The organism is Streptomyces sp. NBC_00554 (genome assembly GCF_041431135.1).
In the GTDB taxonomy this organism is placed as follows: Bacteria; Actinomycetota; Actinomycetes; order Streptomycetales; family Streptomycetaceae; genus Streptomyces.
In genome coordinates this window covers 8,058,435-8,079,376 of the sequence record NZ_CP107799.1, presented here as the reverse complement: position 1 = coordinate 8,079,376, position 20,942 = coordinate 8,058,435, and the positions used below count along the sequence as shown (strand labels likewise).

Below are 20,942 nucleotides of genomic sequence, written 5' to 3'. Positions count from 1 at the left end.
TCTTGGTAGGCGTACGAGGGTGAAGTGGCTCAGCGGTCCAGCCACTTCACCTCGTAGGCGCCCAACTCGAGCTGCTTCCCGTCGACCTTCGCGCTGATCGACCGGTCCAGCGCGTTGACGACGAGGACCGTCCTGTCGGTGGCGAGGACACGGACGCGGGGCACGTCGGCGTCGGCGACGGACACCGTCTCGTACGCCGTCCCCGGCGGGAACTCCTCGCCGAACCTCGAGACGAGGTCGAACATCGGCAGGGCCGCACCGCCGTCCGCGCTGTCCGTCGGCGTCCACAGACAGCCCGCGCAGTCGGGGCCCTTCTCGTTCTCCGGGTTCCAGTAGAAGCCGGAGGTGGCGCCGCCGCGGGCCATCGCGATCAGACCGGCGGCCTGGACGGCGACACGGCGGGTCTCGGACCAGCCCTCGCGCTCGTCGTCGCCGTCGGCCGGTTCGACGTAGTACTCGGCCCACCACAGTGGCAGGTCGCCCGTCCGCTCCCGCACCCACTCGCCGACGGCCGTGAACTTGTCGGTGGCCGCGAACTCGTCGGGCAGCAGCTCGTCGTCATTGGTGTAGCTGGACCCGTCGACGACGACGAAGTCCGCGCCCGCCTTGTGCTTGTTCCAGTAGTCGAAGGCGTCCAGGACACGCTGGTCCATGGTGCCCCAGGCGCCCTTCACGGTCGGCGAGGCGTCGTGTGTCTGGCGCGGGTCGAGACTGTCCATGACGAGATAGGGCCCGCCGACCATGATGTCCTCGTCGACCTTCTTCAGCGCCTTGTAGACCAGGTTGTAGAGCTCGGTGTAGCCCTCGTAGTCCCAGCGGGCCTTCGAGTCGTTCCAGAAGCCCTTGAACTCGTTCCAGACGATGAAGTGGCGTACGTCCGGATAGCGCTTGGCGACGGTCGCGGCGAGCGCGGCGAAGTCGTCGTAGTGCGCGGGGTCCGGAGCGGTCTCCAGAGCGGCCTCGCTCCAGTCGGTGTCGCCGGACCCGCCGCCCTTCATCCAGTCCGGGGAGCAGCACAGGGTGACGACCGGGGTGCCGCCGGACGCACGCATGAAGTCGACACGGCGGTCCATCTCGACGAAGTCGTAACGCCCCTTGGACGGCTCGGGGTTGCCGGCCCCCCAACCCATGATGTGCTGGATCTGCGGCATCGGCTGCTTCGAGAGCAGGCCCTCCACGCGCCCGGTGGCCGCGGCGCTGCCCTCGTCGGCGCTGAACTGGGTGTGCGTGAAACCCCAGCCGACCTCCGGCTCCGCCGCCTTCGCCGGGGCGGCGGGCGTGCCGTGCACCTTGTCCCCGTCGCGGGTCGTGCCCTCGGTGCCCGCGCCGTCCCCGGGCAGGGTGTTGAGCAGGGTCACCAGCAGGGCGAGCGCGGCCGCTCCCACGCCGAGCACCGCGGTGAGCCGCCACCGCCGTGCCCCCGAATTCCACCCATGACGTCCCATCAAGGGCAACAGTAACGTCGGGCATCGGCGGTGGAACAGGTTCCGTATGGCCACGAAACCGCCTCGTTCTCCGGCGGCCGTGACACCGGCGGCGGCGCGGGATCCTCTCGGACACCCGGCCGAAAGCCGGTTGAGCTGGGGCCACTCACGGGGGACACCTGGACCGGGCCGCGGAAATCCAGTGCATAGGTTCCCTTGGTGACGGATCATGGCGGCATGTCTGCCAACCCACACGACGCTCTGCCGATCCGGCTCAACGTCGATGACAGCGACTCACCGTCGGACGTCATCGACGCGCTGTTCCTCGGCCGCTTCGCGACGGGCGAGCAGCCTCACTCGCACGCCGTCAACATCGACCGCGTACGGTCCGGGGCGACGCTGCTCCCGCCCGGCGCCCGCGTGCTGCGCTCCGCCCGCGACGACGACCGCAGCGCGACGCTCGCCGAGGGCGAGGGCTGGACCCTGCTCGTCTCCCGCTGGAACCGCGGCGCCGACGTCACCGTCACCGCGACCAGTACCGAGCTGGCAGAGAAGGTCCTCGACCAGGCCACCGACGGCGCGGCCGACGAGCCCGAACCCCAGCCGGAGAACGTGACGATGGGGTTCTGGTACGTGTCCCCGCGCCGCGGCCCGCACCGCACCACCCGCCAGATCTCGGCCGGCACCTGGGACGAGGTGCGGCCGAACTACACCACGCCGGTGGCGGACGCGATGGACACCCTGATGAAGACGACCCCGGAGGACATCGCGGGCCGGCTGCTCCTGCTGCACGGCCCGCCCGGGACGGGCAAGACCTCGGCCCTGCGCACCCTCGCCCGCTCCTGGCGCGACTGGTGCCAGGTGGACTGCGTCCTGGACCCCGAGCGGCTCTTCTCCGACGTCGGATATCTGATGGACATCGCGATCGGTGAGGAGGACGGCACGGGGAAGAGCCGCTGGCGGCTGCTCCTCCTCGAGGACTGCGACGAGCTGATCCGCGGCGAGGCCAAGCACACGGCGGGCCAGGCCCTCTCGCGCCTGCTCAACCTCACGGACGGCCTCCTCGGCCAGGGCCGCAACGTCCTCGTCGGCGTCACCACCAACGAGGACCTGGAGCGCCTCCACCCGGCCGTCGTCCGCCCCGGCCGCTGCCTCGCCCGTATCGAGGTCGGCCCGCTGACCCGCCGCGAGGCCGTGAACTGGCTCGGCACGGAAGAGGGCGTCTCCCGCGAGGGCGCGACCCTGGCGGAGCTCTACGCGCTGCGCCGGGGCACGACTCCGACGCAGGTACCGGATCCGCGGGAGGGGGCGGACGCGGGGCTGTATCTGTAGGGGGCGGCCAGTCGAACCCCGCCGGGACGGCGATCGGCCACGACGGCGGTCTTCGGCGGTGCCGGACCCTGCGCAGCCGATCCGGCACCGCCGGGGGCCGGATTGGGGCCTTGGGCGCCCCATCCGCGTATACGACTCCCAAGCGCGCCCGGCGTACAGGCGCCCCTACTCCCAAGCGCGCCCGGCGCACAGACGCCCCCTACTCCCCGTACGCCGCCCGCAGGGCATCGCGCGCCGCGTCCAGCGCGGCGGACTCCGTGAGGCCCAGGCGGCGTACGCGCTCGGCGTAGGCCTGCGCCGCCGTCGCCGCCTCGCGCTCGGCGGCCGAGCCGGCGGCGGCCACGACCGTCCCGTTGCGCCCCCGCGTCTCGATCACCCCGTCCGCCTCCAGCGCCCGGTACGCCTTGGCGACCGTGTTCGCGGCGAGGCCGAGCGACTCGGCCAACCCCCGCACGGTGGGCAGCCGGTAGCCGACCGGAAGCGCCCCGGACCGGGCCTGCTCGGAGATCTGGGCGCGCACCTGCTCGTAGGGCGCGGCCCCCTCATCAATGTGGATCTTCAGCGTCACGGGCCGATTGTCCCGCACCCGGCGGAAAATGAGAGGCACCGCTGCACAGCCCACGCGTAGCGTGCGTCTTCATGACAGTGATCGTTCGTGACGTCCGACCCGACGACCGGCGGGACGCCGAGGGCTTCGCCCGGGTCCGCCACCTCGCCCTCCCCTTCATGCTGCACACCCCCGAGTCCGTCGCTTACGACGCCACGCATGCTCACCCCGACGCCCACTACCGGCCTTTGCTCGCCGAGCAGGACGGCGAAGCGATCGGCACGGCCAACGTCGGCATCGTGCACGACAGCCCGGAGGCGGACCAGGGCTATCTCAACGTGTACGTCGCTCCGGACAGCACCCGCCGGGGCGCGGGCTCGCTCCTGGTCCGCGCCGCCGAGGAGCACCTGACGGCCATGGGTGCCACGAAGCTCTTCGCCTGGGTCCTGGACTCCCCCGCCAACCGCGCCTTCGCCGAGAAGCACGGCTACCGCGCGAGCCGCTCCGCGTACTTCCTCCGCCTGGACCTGGCGAACGGTGCCCTGCCACCCCGTCAGGCCCTCCCCCCAGGCGTCGAACTCCGCAAGGGCTCCGACTACGCCGCCGATCCGCGCCCCCTGTTCGACCTGGACGCGGAGACGATGGCGGACGAACCCAGCGACGTCCCCCAGGAGTTCACGGACTACGAGGCCTGGCTCCAGGAGACCTGGAACCACCCCCTCTTCAGCCCCGAGCTGACCTCGGTCTCGGTCGTCGACGGCCGCCCCGCGGCGTTCAGCGCGGCCCGCACGGACGGCGGCACCCGCTACGGCACGGTGATGACGGGCACCGCCCGCGCCCACCGCGGCCGCGGCCTCGCCAAGCTCGCCAAGAACGACTCCCTGCACCGCGCCCGCGCCGCCGGCTTCACGGAGGCGTTCACGGGCAACGACTCCGGCAACGGGCCGATGATCGCGATCAACAGGTGGTTCGGTTACGAGATCTGCGCCACGGAGGTGCGTTATGTCCGCGAACTCGGCTGAATCCCTCCCCCAGTTGGAGATCGTCCTCGTCAAGGCGGGCCGTACGAAGATCCGTTACCCCGCCGAACTGCTCGCCGACGACGGCACCCGCGTCACCGTACGGGCGCCGTGGGCGGGCGAAGGCGTCCGCGACTTCGGCTTCGTACGCTTCGAGGCGGGCGATGTCTTCACCGAGTACTACTGGCGGGACCGCTGGTACGCGGTGAAGGAGGTCCGCGACGCCGAGGGCGTGCTGAAGGGCTGGTACTGCGACATCACCCGCCCGGCCGTCGTCTCCGGCGCCCCCGGCGGTGCCGCCGCCGAGCTGGTCGTCGAGGATCTCGACCTGGACCTGTGGCGCTCCGCCGACGGCACGGCCGTACTCCGCCTGGACGAGGACGAGTTCGCCGCGAGCGGCCTGGCGACGACGGATCCGGCGGCCGCGGCCGCCGCCGAGAACGCCTTGGACGAACTCGAACTCCTCGCCCGGAAGGGTGACTTCGAGGACCTGCTCGCTTAGGAGGAGGCCCTGTTCACTCAGAGGCCGGCCACCACCGCGTACCGCTCGTCCTCGACCTCCCTCCCCCACAACCGCGAGTCGTCCGAGAGCCGCTCCACCCGGACGTCCGCCGCGAGGGGCTCCAGAAGCGCGGTGAGCCGGTCCGCGGATATGCCGACCGGGCTCACCGTCCCCCACACGCCCTCCACGAGGACGAGCCGCCCGCCGGGGCGCAGCAGTCCGCACCAGTGCCGCAGGACGCGCCCGGGGTCGGGCAGCGTCCACAGCACATGGCGGCAGAGCAGGACGTCGAACAGCTGCTCACCGACGGGCGGTGCCGCAGCGTCACCGACCAGGAACACCGCGTCACGCCCGGCGAGCTTGGCGCGGGCCAGGTCGACCATGCCCGGCGAGAGGTCGACCCCGGTGACGTGATGCCCCCACCCGGACGCGAGGAGTGACAGGCTGCCGGTGCCGCAGCCCAGGTCGAGGACGTCGGAGGCCCGCTCCGGCAGCCACGTGCTCAACCGGGCGGCCCAGGCCTCCCGTACGACGGGATCGCGCAGCCCGTGGTCCGGCTCCTCGTCGAAGGTGACGGACTCTACGTCCCAGTCGACGTCAGCCCCTGGAATCACTGGATTCATCTCGTTGTTACTCGCCATGTGCACCAGGGTGACAGTCACCACTGACAGTCGAATCGTGACTGGCACCACAGACAGATCGCGACCGATGAGGAACTCTCCCCGAAAGGGTCTACCTCCGTGTCACCGCGGACATAGGTAGACGCAAGGAGGCAGCCATGCGCCGCGTAACCCTGCAGAAGCCCCTGAGGAAGTCGGACTCCCGCCGCGTGCGGGACGAGGCCGACGAGCGCCCGGTAGAGCGTCCGGAGGTCCGAAAGGACATCCACCGCACGTGGTGGCCGGACGGGTGAGCGGCGCCTGCCCGCCCGGCCATGAGAACCCCGGGAACAGTCAGGCGAGCCGCTTGCGGTAGTGGATGCGGTCGTAGGGGCCGTCCACGCGCCGCTCCGTGACCTCGTACCCGTACTTCGGGTAGATCTTCTGGTTCTCCCACATCATCGCGTTCGTGTAGAGCCTGACCTCGGGCAGTCCGAGGGCTCGCGTGTGTGCGTCCACGAATGCCAGCAGCCGTCGTCCCACGCCCTTTCCATGGGCGTCGGGACGGACGGCGATGCTGTCGAGGTATAGATGGTCCTCGTACGCCTCGATCACCACGAGGCCCGTCACGGGCTCTCCCGTGACGAACACCCGCCCCGCCGCCACGTTCGCCGCGTGGTCCGCCTCCATGGGCTGCGGCACCACTCCGATGCGTTCGATGTAGTGGTGGTAGGCCGCGTCGGTCACGGCCTTCACCGCGGGTACGTCGGAAGCGACGGCCCGACGGACATCGAGGTCACTCAAGGCGGCTGTCTCTCTCGGTGCATCTGTCATGGCGCGAACGCTACCTACCTGATCGCAGTCTCAGCGCTCCCTTAACGCCGCCATAAGGATCTCCATCTCCCGCCTCCAGCAGGCGATTTCGCGGTTTCTTCGGGCTAGCTTGCTGATCGCCCCCACGGGTTCGGCCCACAGGTTCAGCCCATGCATCCGGGACGTTTCGAGGAGTTCCCCCATGACCGCCGCCCTGCCCACTCGCCGTAAGGCCGCCGCGATCGCCGTCGCCGGTGTCGCCCCGCTCGCCCTGACCGCGCTCGCCGCCGCGCCGGCCGCCGCGCACGGCACGATGGGAGACCCGGTCAGCCGGGTCTCCCAGTGCTACGCGGAGGGTCCGGAGAGCCCCAAGTCGGCCGCCTGCAAGGCGGTCGTCGCGGCAGGCGGCACGCAGGCGCTCTACGACTGGAACGGCATTCGCATCGGCGACGCCAACGGGCAGCACCAGGCGCTGATCCCGGACGGCAAGCTGTGCAGCGCGAACAGCGACGAGTTCAAGGGCCTGGACCTGGCCCGCGAGGACTGGCCGGCCACGAGCGTGAGCAGTGGCTCGTACACCTTCAAGTACCGGGTGACCGCGCCGCACAAGGGCACCTTCAAGGTCTATGTCACCAAGGCCGGCTACGACCCGTCGCAGCCCTTGGCCTGGGACGATCTGGACCTCCAGAATCCGGTCGCCTCGGCCACCGACCCGACCGCCTCCGGCGGCTTCTACACGTTCTCCGGCACCCTCCCGCAGCGCTCCGGCAAGCAACTGCTCTACGCGATCTGGCAGCGCTCGGACAGCCCGGAAGCCTTCTACTCCTGCTCGGACATCACGTACGGCGGGAGCGACAGCGGCACCGGCGATGACAGTGGTGACAGCGGCAGCGGCACGACGACCACTGCTTCCCCGGCCCCCGCCCCGACCGCCTCGGCACCCTCCGAGGAGCAGATCGAGGCCGGTACCGACAAGTCGACCGTCGAGCACAACGGCCACGGCGACAACGACGCCAGTACGTCCGCGGGACCCACCACGGCCTCCCCGGTCGCGGAGACCGCCACCCCGGCCGGCCAGGTCGAGGCCCAGGCGGCCGGCGCCTCGGAGAACCTCGCCGAGACCGGCGGAGACGGCACCACCCCGTACCTCGCGGTCGGCGGCGCCGCCGCCCTGGCACTCGGCGCGGCCACGCTCTTCGCTTCGGTCCGCCGCCGCGCGGTGAGCGGCGGACGCCACGGCCGTTAGGCCCGCCCGGCACGGCAATCCGGGGTCTGTCCGGCGGCTCAGGCAGGACAGACCCCGGCGGCGTGCTCAGCCGAGCACGGACGCGCAGGTGGTGGCGGTGGCGTGCGAGGGATCGAGCGCGTTGACCACCTCGTGGAAGGCGATGCGGTCGAGGAGGCCGATCGCCGCGTGCTCGGAGAGGTCGACGGCGCACAGGTCCTGCAACAGGACGTTGTGGACGTCGGATCCGGTGAGGAACTGTGAGCGGTACGGCGTGACCACCTCGTCGTACTTGGTGGCGATGACCGTGTAGTGGACGCCCGCGACGGTGTCCCCGCCCGCGTTGAGCTTGGTCAGGAACGCGGATCCGGCGATCTGGTCGGCGAGTGCCGGAGTCGCCGTGGAGAGCAGGTCCTCGGCGCCGGGGAAGTACGCCAGCAGGTTGGTGAGGCCGTTGAGGGTGGTGCCGTGGTTGTCGGGCGCGATGCCGACGAGGGCGTTCACCTTGGCGGCTCCGCCGAGGAACTTGAGGTAGTAGCGGGGCATCATGCCGCCCTGCGAATGGCCCACGAGGTCGGCCTTTGTGGAGCCGGTCGCGGCGAGCACCTTGTCGACGAAGACCTGGAGCTGCTCGGCCGACTTGTCGATCGGGCCGAGGCCGTTGAAGAGCGGGACTCCGGGCAGTTGCCCGTAGTCGAGGGAGTAGACGCAGTAGCCCCGGTTCACCAGGTAGGGCGCGAGGCCCAGCCAGTTGTCGACGGAGTTCGCGAAGGTGCCGTGGACGAGGACGACGGGGCGGGGGTGTGCGGTGGACGGTTTGCAGGAGTAGTTGTTCCAACCGCTGGTGGGCGCGGCGGCCTCGGTGGCTGCGGTGGCGGTGGCGGAGGCGGTGGGGACGATGACGACCGTGGCGGTCAGGAGGAGCGCGGCCAGCGGTCTGAGCATTCGCTTCCAGGGCAGCATCGTGTGATCTCCTTGCGGCTCAAGGGAGTTGCGACGGCGTACGCCCTGTGATCCGGATCACGAGGATGCTGTTCACTCGTCAAGTTACGAGTGAGTAGTCCAAGTGTGAAGTTACGCGTCAGTAAAAACTTCCAGCGGTAGTCGATGGCTGTGATAGAGCCACTGACGTACCGTCACCAGGCGGGCTTGATGGGACCGTAGGGCGCAATACGCGCCAAACGGTCGCGCAACGCCCGAACTTCACCCTCGCCGAGCAGTTCGACCCAGGGCCGGACGGCCTCCGCCGCCGCTTCCTCCGCCGCACGTGTGCAGGCCCAGCCGAGCTCGGTCAGCACGAGCAGCCGGGCGCGCGCGTCACTGGGATGCGGCCGCCGCTCGACGTACCCCTTGCGCACCACCTCGTCGACGAGCTGACTCGCGGCCTGCTTGGTGACCCCGAGATGCGCCGCGAGGTCGGTGACCGTCGCCCCGTGCGGCGCGAGCCGCGCGAACGCGAAGCCGTGCGCGGGCCGCACCCCCTCGAACCCCCGGGCGACGACACCTTCATGGATACGCTGCGTCAGCTCGCCCGCGGCGGCGAGCAGCACGGCGGACAGGGCGATGGCCTCGGAGTTCTGCACGGAAGCATTGAAACACTCTTGACGACTTGGTCAAGCTGCTTGACTATGTACCAAGTAGTCAAGCAGCTTGACCAAATAGCCATTGCAGAGGGAGATCCGCCATGCCCGTAGTCCGCTCCTCCGAAGGCCTCGTCCACGAGATACACGGCGCCCGCTTCGTCTCGTACGCCACTCCCCGCACCGGCAGCAAGGAGCTGTGCGCCTGGCGGGGCGAGATCCCCGCCGGGACCAAGGCCCCCGTGCACACCGTCAACCGCGAGGAGATCTTCCATCTCCTCTCCGGCGAACTGCTGATCACCCTCGACGGCCGCGCCGAGCGGATCACCGCGGGCGACACGGTGATCATCAACCCCGGCGCGACGTTCGGCGTCGAGAACCCCACCCAGGAGACCGCGACCTCCTGGGTCACCACGTCCATCGGCCTCCAGGCGGAGCTGGCCGACGGCACGGTCCTCACTCCGCCGTGGGCCAACTGACCTGCCAGGCAAGCTCGGAGCGCGTCAGCTCCAGCAGCCGGCCCATCCAGTTCCGTCCGCGGTTGTCGGGGACGTCTCTCCAGTAGGGGGATTCCGAGTAGCCCGTGTAACTGAGCCTCGCGTCCCCCGTGGAGAGGAGCACCTCCGCGAGTCCGGGGTGCTGGGTGAACTTCGCGCGCAGCAGCCCGGCCATGACGGCGAGCCGCACCTCGGGCCAGTCGGCCCGCCGCGCGGCCCGGCCACCCAGGTCGTGCGCCTCCCGGCCCGAGGGCGCCTCCCGGATGCGCCTGCTGTCGGTGATGTCGGCCGCCGACAGCGACCAGTACCCGTGCAGTACGGAGGCGTACGTCTCCCCCGCGAAGGCGATCTCCACGGGGTAGTCGTTGCGCAGCACGAACAGGTCCGGCTCCTCCGGCCAGCCGCGCGGGTAGATGACCTGGTGGGAGACGACGGCCGGCCGGCCCGTCCCGGCCGGGTCGTCGGCGTACCGGACGGCTCGTTGCTCCTCCTCGCGCCGGACGCCCTCGTCTCCGCGACGGAAGTAGTCGAGGGCCTCCTGCCGCAGTTCCGGCGTCACCACGGGTCCGTCCCCGTCGACGGCCTCGCCGATGGCGGTGGTCAGGATGCGCAGGGGACGGTCCTGGCGGTCCATGTCGCCCAGGACGTAGATACGGAGGTGGGGCGGGACCGCGAGATAGGCGTCGCGCAGCGCGAGCCGGTGGGGCTCGGTCGGCTTCTGCCGGTAGCGCTCGATCGCATCGTGGCACCGCCGTACGACGGTCGGCCGTCCGCTCAACTCCTCTATCAGGTCGGCGACTTCGAGGAGGAAGCCGTCCGGGGTCAGCGGTTCACTGTCGCGGGAGGCCCACTTGGACTTGGGCGGTTCGGCGGGACGGGCCGGGGCGTCGGGCCGGGTCGCCGAGATCCGGCCCGAGGCCAGCAGCTTCTCCAGGCCGGCCAGGTCGGTCCTTTCCCGACAGTGGACCGCTCCGTCCGCGAAGACGACCAGATCCTCGACGAAGTACTCCTCACTCCACTCACTCCGCCGCCAGACGTGGCACCAGGCCCCGTCGATCCGCTCTCCGTCCACTGTCCGATACGTCGGTCTCCGCCAGCTCATGGGAGAACGCTAGTACCCACTGCCCGGCGGTCGGTCTGCCTGCTGCGCGAGCGCCGCTTCGAATCGCATACATGTTCGATGCTGGTCTATTGTGGTGTCACCACCCCGGAGGGACCGGAGTGGCGATACGGAGACAGGGGGCAGTCAGTGGCGAGGTGGTACGGATGCGCGGTTTTACGCATCTGCATGCCGTCTCCGGGTTCTCCCTGCGGTACGGCGCCTCGCACCCCGAGCAGCTTGCGGAGCGGACCGCCGAGCGGGGGATGGACGCGGTCGCCCTGACCGACCGGGACACCCTCGGCGGCGCCGTCCGCTTCGCCAAGGCCGCAGGCCAGGCCGGTGTCCGGCCTCTGTTCGGAGTGGATCTCGCGGTGGAGGCGCCTCCCGAAGCGGCCGGACGCACGGAGCGGCGACGCACGCCGGCCCGCGGCGGTGCCTTCGTCGACGAGTCGGCGCAGCGCGTGGTCTTCCTGGCCCGGGACGGGGCCCGCGGCTGGGCCGAACTGTGCCGGCTGGTGAGTGCCGCGCACGCGGACACGGCAGGCAGCAAGCGCCCCTTGCTGCCCTGGAACGCCCTCGGTGGTGAGCACCTCACCGTGCTGCTCGGCCCCACCTCGGACGTCGGCCGTGCCCTGGCGGCGGGACGCCCGGACCGCGCCGCCCAGCTGCTCGCGCCCTGGCGGGAGCGGTACGAGGACGCGGCACTGCGCATCGAGGTCGTCTGCCATGGCCGCAGCGGCACCGGCACCGGTTCGCTGCGGCTCGCGGCCCGCGCTCTCGGCTTCGCCGTCGACCAGCGGATCACGCCCGTCCTGAGCAATGCCGTGCGTTATGCCGACCCCGGCCAGGGCCCGGTCGCGGACGTCCTGGACTCCGCGCGCCGCCTGGTGCCGATCGATCCGCGCGGCGAGCGCGACTGCGGCGAGCGGTGGCTCAAGCCCACCGCGGACATGGCTCGTATCGCCGAGCAGGTGGCCGAGGCCGCCGGATACCGCGCGAGCACCGCCCGTCGACTGCTCGAGGTCACCGAGGAGACCGCCGCGGCCTGCCGTGTCGACCCCGAGGACGATCTGGGACTCGGCCGCGTCCACTTCCCCGAACCGGGGCTCGTCGGTGCCCATCGGCGCACTCCCGAGCGGGTGCTGCGTTCGAAGTGCGCCGCCGCGATGCTGCTGCACCACTACGACCGCGACCGCCACCGCTGGGAGCGCCTCGAGGACGAGCTGCGCCTGATCGAACGGCTGGGATACGCCTCGTACTTCCTCACCGTCGCCCAGGTCGTCGCCGACACCCGCGAACTCGGTATCCGGGTCGCCGCCCGCGGCTCCGGCGCGGGTTCCCTGGTCAACCACCTCCTCGGGATCGCCACCGCCGACCCTGTCGAACACGGTCTGCTCATGGAGCGCTTCCTGTCCGACAAGCGCGCGGAACTGCCCGACATCGACATCGATGTGGAGTCCGCCCGCCGCCTGGAGGTCTACCGGGCGATCATCGACCGCTTCGGCCCGGAGCGGGTGGCCACCGTGTCCATGCCGGAGACCTACCGGGTGCGGCACGCCGTGCGCGACGTCGGCCTTGCCCTCGGCCTGGATCCGGCCGAGGTGGACCGGCTTGCAAAATCGTTTCCTCATATCCGGGCCCGCGACGCCCGAGCCGCCCTGCAGGAGCTGCCGGAGCTGCGCGGCATCGACCCGGAGGCGTACGGCCCGCACATGTGGGACCTGGTCGAGGCTCTGGACGCACTCCCACGCGGCATCGCCATGCACCCGTGCGGCGTGCTGCTCTCCGACGCCACACTCCTCGCCCGTACGCCGGTCATGCCGACCAGCGGCGAGGGCTTCCCGATGTCCCAGTTCGACAAGGAGGACGTGGAGGACCTCGGACTGCTCAAGCTCGACGTGCTCGGCGTACGCATGCAGTCCGCCATGGCGCACGCCGTCGCCGAGATCGAGCGGACCACCGGGCACCGCATCGACCTGGACGACGCCGCCCAGGTACCGCCGGACGACGCGAAGACGTTCCAGCTGATCAAGTCCTCCCAGACCCTGGGCTGCTTCCAGACCGAGTCACCCGGCCAGCGCGACCTCATCGCCCGGTTGCAGCCCGAGACCTTCCACGATCTCGTCGTCGACATCTCGCTGTTCCGGCCGGGGCCGGTCGCGGCCAACATGGTCGATCCGTTCATCAAGGCCCGGCACGGGCGGCAGGCGCCCCGCTGTCCGCACCCGGACCTGGAGCCCGCACTGCGCGAGACGCACGGCGTGGTGGTCTTCCACGAACAGATCATCAAGATCCTGTCGGTCATGACCGGCTGCACCCTGGCCTTCGGCGACTACACGCGGCGGGCACTGTCGAACGCCGACCAGGTCGGACGGGTACAGGCGTGGTTCGCGCAGGAGGCGCGCAAGCGCGGATACGAGGAGGAGGTCGTCAAGCGGACCTGGGAGATCGTCGAGGCGTTCGGGGCGTACGGCTTCTGCAAGGCGCACGCGGTCGCCTTCGCCGTGCCCTCGTACCAGTCGGCGTGGCTGAAGGCCCATCATCCGGCCGCCTTCTACACCGGGCTTCTCACACACGACCCGGGGATGTATCCGAAACGGCTACTGCTCGCGGATGCCCGGCGGCGGAGCGTGCCGATCCTGCCGCTGGATGTGAATGCGTCGGATGCCGCCTATCGAATCGAACTGGTGTCCGATGAATGGGGTGATCGGCCCGTCCACGGGATCCGGCTCGCCCTGTGCGACGTGCGCGGGATGAGCGAGAGAGAGGCGGAGCGGATCGTCGCGGGGCGCCCGTACAGCTCACTCCAGGACTTCGTCTCCCGGGCCCGGCCGTCCCGACCTGTCGCCGAACGCCTCGCCCAGGTAGGCGCGTTGGACGCCTTCGGCCGCAACCGCCGCGACCTCCTTCTGCACCTTGCCGAGCTGCACCGCGGCCAACTGCGTTCTTCACAGGGACAGTTGACTCTGGGTGCGGCCGACGGGTCCCAGAGCACGGTCGCCCCTGCCCATCTGCCCGACCTGGACGACGCCGAGCGGCTCGGTGCCGAGCTCGGGGTGCTCGGCATGGACACCTCCCGCCATCTCATGGGCGATTACCGGGAGTTGCTCGACGAACTCGGCGCCGTCTCCGCGAAGCAGCTGAAAGACCTGCCGCACGGACAGGTGGTGCTCGTCGCCGGCGCGAAAGGGGCCGTTCAGACCCCGCCGGTCCGTTCCGGCAAGCGGGTCATCTTCACGACGCTGGACGACACGACAGGCCTGGTGGACTGCGCGTTCTTCGAGGACAGCCATGACGCCTGCGCGCACACCGTCTTCCACTCCTGGCTACTGCTCGTGCGCGGCGTGGTGCAGCGCCGCGGCGGAGGCAGCGGCAAGGCGCTGTCGGTGACCGGCTCCGCCGCCTGGGACCTCACCGAACTGGCCGAACTGCGCCGCGAGGGCGGCCTGTCGGCGGTGACGGAACAGCTCACCAGGACCGGCCCGCCGCCGAGCAGAGGTACGAGCAACCGCAGCCTCCAGCTGGAGACCGGTTACGCGCTGCATCCGTGGGCAGATCTGCAGCCGCCCGGCGAGTCCGTCAAGCAGAGCCGCAAGCTGTGGCACCAGAGCCCGGGTTCTGCAGGCTGACATGTGTCTCGCGGGCGGGCAGGAGGTGGCAGTGGCCGGGCTCCCGTCCGCCCGCGTGATGACTAGGAAGCGAGGAAGTCGACGAGCGCGGTGTTGACCTGGTTCGCGTGGGTCCACAGCAGCCCGTGGGGGGCGTCGTCGATCTCGACGTACTGCGCGGCGGGCACCGCCTTGGTGAACTGTCGCCCGGTGGCGTCGATCGGCAGGATCCGGTCGGCGGTTCCCTGGAGGATGAGCGTCGGTACGTCGATCTTGGCGATGTCGGCGCGCATGTCGGTGTGCCAGCTGGGCACGACGGCGGACGACGCGAACGGCGACATCTTCGTGGCGGTGATCCAGCTGCCCCGGACCGCCTCCTCGCTGATGCGGGTGCCCAGGTTCACGTCGAGGTTGTAGAAGTCGTTGAAGAAGCTGGTGAACCAGGCGTACCGGTCCTGCTGCGCGGCCGCGATGATTCCGTCGAACACGCCGGCGGGAAGGCCGGTGGGGTTGTCGGGGGTCTGCAGCAGGAACGGTTCGATGGGTGCCAGGAACGCGACCTTGCGCAGGTTGGCGGTGCCGCGGGTGCCGATGTAGCGGCCGATTTCTCCAGTACCCATGGAGAAGCCGACCAGGGAGACGTCCTTGAGCCGCAGCACGTCGAGCAGTACGTCGAGGTCGTTGGCGAAGGTGTCGAAGTCGTAGCCGGTGGTGGGCTGGCTCGACTGGCCGAAGCCGCGGCGGTCGTAGGTGATGACCCGGTGCCCGGCCTCGAGGAGCGCCGGGATCTGCAGCTCCCAGGACTTGCCGTCCAGCGGGTAGCCGTGGATCAGCACGACGGGCGAGCCCTGGCCGTGGTCCTCGTAGTACAGGTCGACGTCGGTGGTGTTTTCCTTGGCAACGGTGATGTAGGGCATGGCGCTGCTTTCTGTGCGGGAGGGGAGGGATTGGATGTGACGGAGCGGTGGTGCGAGAGGGGCGCAGGGACCGCGAAGGCGGCGATCTCGTGGTCCTGGGCAGGTGATACTTCGCCCGCTCCCAGCGCCCCGACGGCGTCACTGATCGGGACGCCGTCGGCAGCGAAGGCCGGCGGGAGCGTGGTGCACCGCGGGGGGGGCGGCGGATCGGCGGTCGCGGCGCCGAGGTACACGGACGTACGGGCCTTGGCCCGGGAAGTGTCACTTCTCCACGTAGGGGGCGGCCTTGGCGAGGTCGGGGCGGGTGACGGGGTGGCCGTCGATGGTCTGGTAGGTGGCGGCGGAGCGGCCGAGGGTGTCCAGGAGGGTGGCGGGGCCGGCGAAGGGCTTGCCGCCGATGTGCCAGCCGTCGGTGTGGAGTTCCTCGATGAGGACCCAGACGATCTCGCGGAAGGCCTCGGATCCCTCGAACTTGACCATGACCTCGGTCAGTGCGGCGGCCATGTCGTGCTTCTCCTGGGTGGTGAACACTCCGTCGACCAGCTTGACGTTGACGAACGGCATGGGGTGCTCCTTGGGTCGGGATGCGTTGTCCCGCCGAGTGGCGGGGACAACTGAATCGTCATCCCGGGGGCATCCGGCCCGCACCAGTCATCCGACCTGACTGCAAGGACTTCCTGAGCAGCGGCGCCGCCGCGCTGAGGCCGTGCCGCCCATCGCACCACGTGCCATGGTCCCGCACAGGCATGCATCGGGCCGGTGCCCGCACGCGCCAGTGGTGGCCCCGCGCGGCCCGAACCGGGTCGGATGACTCGTGCTCGGCGCGGCAGGGGCGACGACCATGGAAAGGACGGCGCAGCCGCCGAATCCCCCACCGATGAAACGAGAAACTCCATGTCCGAGAAATCCAACAAGCAGCTGGTCGCGGAGGCGTTCGACGCCTGGGCCGCCGGCACCGGTGGGGTGTTCGACCTCCTCGCCGAGGACGCCGACTGGACCATCGTCGGCAACAGCGTCGCCTCCGGCACCTACCCCACCCGCGAGGCGTTCCTCTCCACGGTCATCGCCCCGTTCAACGCGCGGATGAGCAGCCCGCTCGTGCCGACCGTCCGCGCGCTGTACGCCGACGGGGACACCGTGGTCGCCCTGTTCGACGCGAGCGCCACGGTGCGGGACGGCTCTCGCTACGACAACACCTACGCCTGGTTCCTGACCATGCGTGACCAGCGGATCGTCAGCGCTGTCGCGTTCTTCGACAGCGTCGAGTTCAACGATTTCTGGGCCCGGGTCGAGCCTGCCTGACCCCTACCGCCTCAACCCCCTTGACCGCCCCGTCCGAAGATCGGAAGTGCACACCATGTTTGTTGTGATCCTCGACTACACCGCGCCGCTCGAAGAGATCGACCGCCACCTGGAAGCCCACAACGCCTGGCTGGAGGAGAACTACGCGGCCGGCCACTTCATCGCCTCCGGCCGCCAGGACCCCAGGACCGGCGGCCTCGTCCTGGCCCGGGCCGCCGACCGCGAGGCGCTGGACCGAATCCTGGCCCTGGACCCGTTCGGCATCGCCAAGGTGGCCACGCACACGGTCATCGACTGGCGCCCCTCGCGCGCGAGCGCCGAAGCCCAGTGGCTCCTGCAGCCGTGATCCTCACACCGGTGATGCGAGTGATCGTGCCCCACCTCCGGGGCCACGACCCCACTCGCTCCCGGGACCCCGCCACCTCACAGTCGGGGCAGCAGCGCCGGGTGCCGCACGCCGGGCACAACCTCCCCCAGGAGAACCCCGCCGCCTTCACGGCAGCGGTCCTCGACATGGTGGCCCCCGCGCAACCGGCCCGACCCCAGATCCACCGCCCCTCATGACGGCGGCCACCACCCGGACCCACCGAAAGACAGTGACCATGCGCGCAGCCGTGCTCAGACAATTCGCCACCCCGCTGGAACTGGCCGACATCGCCACACCAATGCCCGGCGCCGGCCAGATCCTGGTCAAGATCGCCGCCAGCGGCGTGAACCCCCTGGACACCAAGATCCGTGCCGGTCTGGCCTCACACGCCCGTACGGTCCTGCCCACGGTGCTGGGCCTGGACCTGGCCGGCACGGTCGAGGAGGTCGGTCCGCAGGTAACCGGCTTCGCCGTCGGCGACGAGGTGTACGGGCTGAGCGGCGGCGTCGGCGACCTGCAGGGATCACTGGCTCAGTACGTCGCCGCCGATGCCCGCCTGCTCGCCCACAAGCCCACCTCTCTGACCATGCGCCAGGCCGCGGCGCTGCCGCTGTCGGTCGTCACCGCATGGGAGGGGCTGGTGGACCGAGCCAAGGTCGGCGCCGGGCACAAGGTCCTGGTGCACGGCGGAGCGGGCGGCATCGGCCACGTCGCGGTACAGATCGCCCGCGCCCGCGGCGCCGAGGTCTTCGCCACCGCCTCGGCCGCCGACGCCGAGACCGTCCGCCGGCTCGGCGCCACCGCGATCGACTACGCCACCACCGAGGTGGAGGAGTACGTCGCCGCCCATACCGGCGGCGAAGGCTTCGACATCGTATTCGACACCGTCGGGGGCACCGTCCTGGACAACTCCTTCGCCGCGGTACGCCCTTACACCGGCCACGTCCTGAGCGCCCTGGGCTGGGGCAGCCACAGCCTGGCCCCGCTCTCCTTCCGCGGCGCCACCTACTCCGGGGTCTTCACCCTGCTGCCCATGCTCACCGGTAAGGGCCGCGAGCACCACGGCGAAATCCTGCGCGAAGCCGCCACCCTGGCCGACGCAGGCCTGCTCAAGCCACTGCTGGACCCCCGCCGCTACACCCTGGACGCGGTTGCCCAGGCCCACGCGGCCGTCGAGGACGGATCGGCCCACGCCAAGATCGTCGTCGACATCGAGGCCTGACCCGTCGCGAAGGGCCCCGGCTACGGAAACTCTGGGTCATCGTGCTGCTCGCTCAGGGCGGTGAGCGCGTCCCGCAGGCCGGCGCGCGCGGTGACGCCGAGCTTGGGGAACACGTGGTACAGGTGCCCGCTGACGGTGCGCGCGGACAGGTGCAGCCGCTCCCCTATCGCCTTGTTCGTCAGACCCGAGGCCGCGAGCGTGGCGATCTGGAGCTCCTGCGGAGTGAGCTGCACCTGGCTCACGTCGGCCTGCCGGCGCGACAGGCCGGTGGCGCTCATTTCGTTCCTGGCCCGCTCGGCCCAGGGTGCGGCCCGCAGGCGGTCGAACAGCGCCAGGGCGGCGGCCAGTTGCACACGTGACTCGACCGTGGCGCGCTCACGGCGCAGGTGCTCGCCGTACGCCAGCAGCACGCGCGCGCGTTCGAAGGGCCACAGCTCCTCGGGCGCCGCCGCCAGTGCTCGCTCGAAGTGGGCACTGGCCACCTCGCCGCCGGACACCAGCCCCTGTGCCGCCGCCACGAGCAGCGACCAGCGGGAGGAGATCTTCGTGATGCCCATGCGCAGCATCGCGTCGACGAATCCCTGGGCCTGGACCGTGCGACCGGTCCGCACGGCCGCCTCGACCAGGTCGTAGGCCACGAACAGCTGTAGTTGATGGGCGGTGCCGGGCTCCAGTCCGCGTGGACTGATCCTGGTCGCCTCTGTGTACGCCGTCTCGAAATCGCTGCGTCCTATGGCAGCGAGGGTCCGTACGCGGTGCACGTGCTGCGGCACGATGAAGGCATGGCGGGGGATCGACCAGGCCAGCATCTCCTTCAACGGTTCCTCGGCCTCTTCCTGCTGCCCGAGCGCGGCTGCGGCGAGGGCCCTGCTGTAGTGCAGGAACCAGATGAAATTGACGTACCCGTAGGCCTGGGCGCGTTCGAGCCCCTCCTCGGCGAAACGCTGGGTGTCGTCCCACCGCCCGGCAAGATAGCTCTCCGCGCACAGCAGCATGAGCGCATTGGTGACGGAGGCGACGGCACCCGTGCGGGCGGCGTCCTGCCAGACGCGTAGCAGCGGTTCCCGCAGGTCGGCGAGGCGGTCGACATCGTTGGCGACATAGCCGACGCGGATGATCTGCCCGGGGTCCCGCTCCGTCGCCAGCGCCGCGATCTGCCGGTCCAGGATGTCCAGGGCCTCCGTGGAGACAGTGGCCGGATTGGACACGACCTCGGAGCGGATGAGCAGGCCGCCCGGCAGCTTGTCGCGGTACCTGTCCACCATTTCGAGGTAGGGGTCCCACATCTCCTTGCGCCCGTTGAGCGAGGCGATCACCGAAAGGACCCAGATCGCGGCCTTGACCTCGTCCGCGGTCGGTTCCGCGGCGGGGGCCCGCAGAGCGGTGGTGAGCACCCGGAACGCCGAGACGACGTCCGCGTCGGAGTACAGCATGAGGGAGGCCGCGGCCGAGGCGGTCGCGAGCGAGCCGGCGTTGGCGTGGAGGCGGCGTGCGTCGGTGAGCAGCTGCGAGACCGACTGGAGGTCTCCCATCACCTCGGCCGCGAAGTGCGCGGCCCCCGCCAGGCGCTGTGCTCGGTGCTCGGCATCCGGGCTCAGATCGGCCGACCGGGTCATCGCTGCCACCGCCGCTGACGGGTCTCCCCGTTTGAGTGCCTGGATCGACTCGCGCTGAAGGAGGGTGGCCACCTCCTCGTCGGGGCCGATGGACGCGTCGGCGAGGTGCCAGGCGCGGCGGCCGGGGTCCGCGGTAGGGCACTTCGCCAGTGCCCGGTGGGCCCTGCGCCGCGACTCGGGTCCGGCCAGTCCGACCACTGCGGAGCGCACCAGCGGGTGCCGGAAGACCACCGAGTGGCGGTCGATCACGACAATGCGCTCGCGTTCGGCGATGTCCAGCTGGGCTGCGGCACCGGGGCCGGCCACGCCCTCGTCGGACAGCGCGTGGCCCGAGCCGTCGAGTGCGAGCAGCAGCAGTAGATCCTGGGTCTCGGAGGCCAGCGCGGCGATACGGTCGGTGAACATCCGGCTGAGCCGCTCGGTCAACGGCAGGACGGCGGGCAAAGCCTCGGCGGTCGGGTACCGGTCCGAGGTCAGGGTGGCCGGCAGTTCGACCAGGGCGAGCGGGTTCCCCTGGGCCTCGGTGACGATGCGCAGCCGCACGTGCTCGGCCAGATCCGGGTAGCGGTCGATCAGCAGGGTCTCGGCCGCCGAGTCGTCGAGGGAGCGGATCGTGAGGCTGTTGACCTCCCCGCGTACCGGGAGGGGCTTCTCGGTTGTGCGGACCGTCGACAGCACGCGCACCGCGGTGCCGGCGACCCGACGGGCCACGAAGGCCAGGACGTCGGCGCTCGCCTCGTCGAGCCACTGGGTGTCGTCGACCAGGACGACCAGCGGCTGGTCCTGTGCGGCGAGCAGGAGCAGTGACAGGGCCGCGGTCGAGATCATGATGCGCGAAGGGGTCGCACCCTCACCGAAGCCCAGCGCCACCCGCAGGGCGCTCTCGTGCGGCGAATCGAGCTGGGGGAACATCGCGGCCAGCGGCACGAGCAGCTGATTGAGTCCCGCGAACGCGATATTGGCCTCGAACTCGGCCCCGGCCGCCCGCAGCGTCCGCATGCCATTCGCCACGGCCAGGTCGGCGGCGGCGTCGAGCAGGGCCGACTTCCCCACGCCGGGCTCGCCGAAGAGCGTGAGCGAGCCGCCCAGCCGCGCGGTGTCCTCGATGACGGCCCTGATGAGGTCCAGTTCGGCGGAACGTCCCGTCAAGTCGGAAACGGCCTGACCGTACTCGGGTCGTTCATGTTCCGCGGTCATCGGGGTGGCTCCTCTTCGCGGGTGCACAACCCATTGTCGGTCACCTCGACAAGGAGGGGCCCTGGTGTGGCGG

Annotated in this window: 21 protein-coding genes; 11 read left to right on the top strand and 10 right to left on the bottom strand. The window is 70.5% G+C overall.

Going from position 1 to position 20,942, the window contains the following annotated elements:
* Positions 1 to 29: 29 nt before the first annotated feature.
* The gene (locus OG266_RS35640; RefSeq protein WP_371550746.1) at positions 30 to 1,445 is read right to left on the bottom strand and encodes a xylan 1,4-beta-xylosidase; all 1,416 of its coding nucleotides are present in this window, start codon (positions 1,443 to 1,445) and stop codon (positions 30 to 32) included.
* A 216-nt stretch (positions 1,446 to 1,661) separates the two neighbouring features.
* On the opposite strand from OG266_RS35640, the gene OG266_RS35635 reads away from it, so the two are divergent.
* Positions 1,662 to 2,756 carry a DUF5925 domain-containing protein gene (locus OG266_RS35635; protein ID WP_266466666.1) on the top strand — a complete coding sequence of 365 codons (1,095 nt, stop codon included), beginning with the start codon at positions 1,662 to 1,664 and terminating at the stop codon, positions 2,754 to 2,756.
* Positions 2,757 to 2,955: 199 nt separating this feature from the next.
* On the opposite strand, the gene OG266_RS35630 is transcribed toward OG266_RS35635, so the two are convergent.
* Complete coding sequence (locus OG266_RS35630; protein WP_266466664.1) at positions 2,956 to 3,324, bottom strand: GntR family transcriptional regulator; 369 nt, start codon at positions 3,322 to 3,324, stop codon at positions 2,956 to 2,958.
* Between the two features lie 71 nt (positions 3,325 to 3,395).
* On the opposite strand from OG266_RS35630, the gene OG266_RS35625 reads away from it, so the two are divergent.
* Both OG266_RS35625 and OG266_RS35620 read left to right on the top strand, forming a co-directional pair.
* Positions 3,396 to 4,325 carry a GNAT family N-acetyltransferase gene (locus tag OG266_RS35625; protein WP_371550743.1) on the top strand — a complete coding sequence of 310 codons (930 nt, stop codon included), beginning with the start codon at positions 3,396 to 3,398 and terminating at the stop codon, positions 4,323 to 4,325.
* Complete coding sequence (locus OG266_RS35620; RefSeq protein ID WP_371550740.1) at positions 4,306 to 4,824, top strand: DUF402 domain-containing protein; 519 nt, start codon at positions 4,306 to 4,308, stop codon at positions 4,822 to 4,824. Before OG266_RS35625 ends, OG266_RS35620 begins: the two co-directional genes overlap by 20 nt.
* A gap of 17 nt (positions 4,825 to 4,841) precedes the next feature.
* On the opposite strand, the gene OG266_RS35615 is transcribed toward OG266_RS35620, so the two are convergent.
* On the bottom strand, positions 4,842 to 5,465 hold the full coding sequence (locus OG266_RS35615; RefSeq protein ID WP_266466658.1) for a bifunctional 2-polyprenyl-6-hydroxyphenol methylase/3-demethylubiquinol 3-O-methyltransferase UbiG: 624 nt from the start codon (positions 5,463 to 5,465) through the stop codon (positions 4,842 to 4,844).
* A 137-nt stretch (positions 5,466 to 5,602) separates the two neighbouring features.
* Here OG266_RS35615 and OG266_RS35610 point away from each other — a divergent pair, with 137 nt between their 5' ends.
* Positions 5,603 to 5,737 carry a hypothetical protein gene (locus OG266_RS35610; protein ID WP_266466656.1) on the top strand — a complete coding sequence of 45 codons (135 nt, stop codon included), beginning with the start codon at positions 5,603 to 5,605 and terminating at the stop codon, positions 5,735 to 5,737.
* Positions 5,738 to 5,777: 40 nt separating this feature from the next.
* Here OG266_RS35610 and OG266_RS35605 read toward each other — a convergent pair whose 3' ends face one another.
* On the bottom strand, positions 5,778 to 6,257 hold the full coding sequence (locus OG266_RS35605) for a GNAT family N-acetyltransferase (protein WP_371550737.1): 480 nt from the start codon (positions 6,255 to 6,257) through the stop codon (positions 5,778 to 5,780).
* Between the two features lie 193 nt (positions 6,258 to 6,450).
* On the opposite strand from OG266_RS35605, the gene OG266_RS35600 reads away from it, so the two are divergent.
* Positions 6,451 to 7,482, top strand: coding sequence for a lytic polysaccharide monooxygenase (locus OG266_RS35600; RefSeq protein WP_323178344.1), 1,032 nt, complete (start codon positions 6,451 to 6,453; stop codon positions 7,480 to 7,482).
* Positions 7,483 to 7,548: 66 nt separating this feature from the next.
* On the opposite strand, the gene OG266_RS35595 is transcribed toward OG266_RS35600, so the two are convergent.
* Positions 7,549 to 8,424 (bottom strand): triacylglycerol lipase, encoded by an 876-nt coding sequence (locus OG266_RS35595; protein ID WP_266466650.1) that lies wholly within the window; start codon positions 8,422 to 8,424, stop codon positions 7,549 to 7,551.
* A gap of 173 nt (positions 8,425 to 8,597) precedes the next feature.
* Positions 8,598 to 9,044: a MarR family winged helix-turn-helix transcriptional regulator gene (locus OG266_RS35590; protein ID WP_371550735.1), complete on the bottom strand. Its 447-nt coding sequence runs from the start codon at positions 9,042 to 9,044 to the stop codon at positions 8,598 to 8,600.
* A gap of 101 nt (positions 9,045 to 9,145) precedes the next feature.
* Here OG266_RS35590 and OG266_RS35585 point away from each other — a divergent pair, with 101 nt between their 5' ends.
* Positions 9,146 to 9,520: a cupin domain-containing protein gene (locus tag OG266_RS35585; protein WP_371550733.1), complete on the top strand. Its 375-nt coding sequence runs from the start codon at positions 9,146 to 9,148 to the stop codon at positions 9,518 to 9,520.
* Here OG266_RS35585 and OG266_RS35580 read toward each other — a convergent pair.
* Entirely contained in the window at positions 9,498 to 10,640 is a 1,143-nt protein-coding gene (locus tag OG266_RS35580) for an NADAR family protein (protein ID WP_371550731.1), read from the bottom strand. The genes OG266_RS35585 and OG266_RS35580 overlap by 23 nt on opposite strands.
* Positions 10,641 to 10,804: 164 nt before the next feature.
* Here OG266_RS35580 and OG266_RS35575 point away from each other — a divergent pair, with 164 nt between their 5' ends.
* On the top strand, positions 10,805 to 14,269 hold the full coding sequence (locus OG266_RS35575) for a DNA polymerase III subunit alpha (protein ID WP_371550729.1): 3,465 nt from the start codon (positions 10,805 to 10,807) through the stop codon (positions 14,267 to 14,269).
* Between the two features lie 62 nt (positions 14,270 to 14,331).
* Here OG266_RS35575 and OG266_RS35570 read toward each other — a convergent pair whose 3' ends face one another.
* Together OG266_RS35570 and OG266_RS35565 are read right to left on the bottom strand one after the other, a co-directional pair.
* Complete coding sequence (locus tag OG266_RS35570; RefSeq protein ID WP_266466636.1) at positions 14,332 to 15,165, bottom strand: alpha/beta fold hydrolase; 834 nt, start codon at positions 15,163 to 15,165, stop codon at positions 14,332 to 14,334.
* A gap of 261 nt (positions 15,166 to 15,426) precedes the next feature.
* Positions 15,427 to 15,729: a tautomerase family protein gene (locus tag OG266_RS35565; RefSeq protein WP_266466633.1), complete on the bottom strand. Its 303-nt coding sequence runs from the start codon at positions 15,727 to 15,729 to the stop codon at positions 15,427 to 15,429.
* A gap of 330 nt (positions 15,730 to 16,059) precedes the next feature.
* On the opposite strand from OG266_RS35565, the gene OG266_RS35560 reads away from it, so the two are divergent.
* From OG266_RS35560 to OG266_RS35545, 4 genes are read left to right on the top strand one after another with little or no spacing between them, the layout of a single operon-like run.
* On the top strand, positions 16,060 to 16,467 hold the full coding sequence (locus OG266_RS35560; RefSeq protein ID WP_266466629.1) for a nuclear transport factor 2 family protein: 408 nt from the start codon (positions 16,060 to 16,062) through the stop codon (positions 16,465 to 16,467).
* A gap of 55 nt (positions 16,468 to 16,522) precedes the next feature.
* Positions 16,523 to 16,813, top strand: coding sequence for a YciI family protein (locus tag OG266_RS35555; protein WP_266466627.1), 291 nt, complete (start codon positions 16,523 to 16,525; stop codon positions 16,811 to 16,813).
* Complete coding sequence (locus OG266_RS35550; protein ID WP_371550724.1) at positions 16,810 to 17,031, top strand: hypothetical protein; 222 nt, start codon at positions 16,810 to 16,812, stop codon at positions 17,029 to 17,031. Before OG266_RS35555 ends, OG266_RS35550 begins: the two co-directional genes overlap by 4 nt.
* A gap of 50 nt (positions 17,032 to 17,081) precedes the next feature.
* Positions 17,082 to 18,056, top strand: a complete 975-nt coding sequence (locus OG266_RS35545; RefSeq protein WP_371550722.1) for a zinc-dependent alcohol dehydrogenase family protein — start codon at positions 17,082 to 17,084, stop codon at positions 18,054 to 18,056.
* A 20-nt stretch (positions 18,057 to 18,076) separates the two neighbouring features.
* Here the strand turns inward: OG266_RS35545 and OG266_RS35540 are convergent, their stop codons facing one another.
* Positions 18,077 to 20,869: an AAA family ATPase gene (locus OG266_RS35540; protein ID WP_371550720.1), complete on the bottom strand. Its 2,793-nt coding sequence runs from the start codon at positions 20,867 to 20,869 to the stop codon at positions 18,077 to 18,079.
* Between the last annotated feature and the right edge of the window lie 73 nt (positions 20,870 to 20,942).

Bases quoted from the DNA above. Each gene is read 5' to 3' on its own strand.
- OG266_RS35605 (WP_371550737.1), bottom strand. From the start codon at position 6,257: ATGACAGATGCACCGAGAGAGACAGCCGCCTTGAGTGACCTCGATGTC.
- OG266_RS35575 (WP_371550729.1), top strand. From the start codon at position 10,805: ATGCGCGGTTTTACGCATCTGCATGCCGTCTCCGGGTTCTCCCTGCGG.
- OG266_RS35595 (WP_266466650.1), bottom strand. From the start codon at position 8,424: ATGCTGCCCTGGAAGCGAATGCTCAGACCGCTGGCCGCGCTCCTCCTG.
- OG266_RS35615 (WP_266466658.1), bottom strand. From the start codon at position 5,465: ATGGCGAGTAACAACGAGATGAATCCAGTGATTCCAGGGGCTGACGTC.
- OG266_RS35620 (WP_371550740.1), top strand. From the start codon at position 4,306: ATGTCCGCGAACTCGGCTGAATCCCTCCCCCAGTTGGAGATCGTCCTC.
- OG266_RS35560 (WP_266466629.1), top strand. From the start codon at position 16,060: ATGTCCGAGAAATCCAACAAGCAGCTGGTCGCGGAGGCGTTCGACGCC.
- OG266_RS35540 (WP_371550720.1), bottom strand. From the start codon at position 20,869: ATGACCGCGGAACATGAACGACCCGAGTACGGTCAGGCCGTTTCCGAC.
- OG266_RS35580 (WP_371550731.1), bottom strand. From the start codon at position 10,640: ATGAGCTGGCGGAGACCGACGTATCGGACAGTGGACGGAGAGCGGATC.
- OG266_RS35555 (WP_266466627.1), top strand. From the start codon at position 16,523: ATGTTTGTTGTGATCCTCGACTACACCGCGCCGCTCGAAGAGATCGAC.
- OG266_RS35585 (WP_371550733.1), top strand. From the start codon at position 9,146: ATGCCCGTAGTCCGCTCCTCCGAAGGCCTCGTCCACGAGATACACGGC.
- OG266_RS35570 (WP_266466636.1), bottom strand. From the start codon at position 15,165: ATGCCCTACATCACCGTTGCCAAGGAAAACACCACCGACGTCGACCTG.
- OG266_RS35625 (WP_371550743.1), top strand. From the start codon at position 3,396: ATGACAGTGATCGTTCGTGACGTCCGACCCGACGACCGGCGGGACGCC.
- OG266_RS35610 (WP_266466656.1), top strand. From the start codon at position 5,603: ATGCGCCGCGTAACCCTGCAGAAGCCCCTGAGGAAGTCGGACTCCCGC.
- OG266_RS35640 (WP_371550746.1), bottom strand. From the start codon at position 1,445: ATGGGACGTCATGGGTGGAATTCGGGGGCACGGCGGTGGCGGCTCACC.
- OG266_RS35635 (WP_266466666.1), top strand. From the start codon at position 1,662: ATGTCTGCCAACCCACACGACGCTCTGCCGATCCGGCTCAACGTCGAT.
- OG266_RS35565 (WP_266466633.1), bottom strand. From the start codon at position 15,729: ATGCCGTTCGTCAACGTCAAGCTGGTCGACGGAGTGTTCACCACCCAG.